The organism is Mammaliicoccus sp. B-M6 (assembly GCF_022386965.1).
In the GTDB taxonomy this organism is placed as follows: domain Bacteria; phylum Bacillota; class Bacilli; order Staphylococcales; family Staphylococcaceae; genus Mammaliicoccus; species Mammaliicoccus sciuri_A.
Genome location: NZ_JAJNHJ010000085.1, coordinates 1 through 450 on the forward strand (window position 1 = coordinate 1; position 450 = coordinate 450).

The 450-nt window shown below is 34.0% G+C and carries 1 protein-coding gene; it reads left to right on the plus strand.

Annotated elements, in window-relative coordinates:
* Positions 1 to 450 (plus strand): transposase (locus tag LQ693_RS13510; RefSeq protein ID WP_239703278.1); only part of this gene is annotated, 450 nt, incomplete at both ends.

The window sequence follows — 450 nt, forward strand, 5'->3', positions numbered from 1 at the left end:
TCATAAATGCATACATGGAAATGGAAAGAGATAAGTATGTTAATGCTGGATATAAACAAAAGAATTCAGGAAGAAACGCACAACGTAATGGCTATTATGAGCGTGATTTCCTGATGCCTATTGGCAATCTGACATTAAAAGTTCCAAGAACACGTGACGGTGAATTTACAACTGAAGTATTTAATCAATATTCGCGTTCTGACCAATCGCTTATTTTAGCGATGACAGAAGCATACATTAATGGTGTTTCAACTAGAAATGTTAATAAAATTGTGGAATCCCTAACGGGAAAATCTGTGTCTAAATCCACTGTTTCAGGCGTAATAAAAAACCTAGATCCTGAAATTAAAGAATGGGCTGGTAGACCTATTGTTAGTCATCAGTATAAGTATGTATTTGTTGATGCTATGCACATTAAGGTAAGAGAGAATAATAAAATTGTTTCTAAAG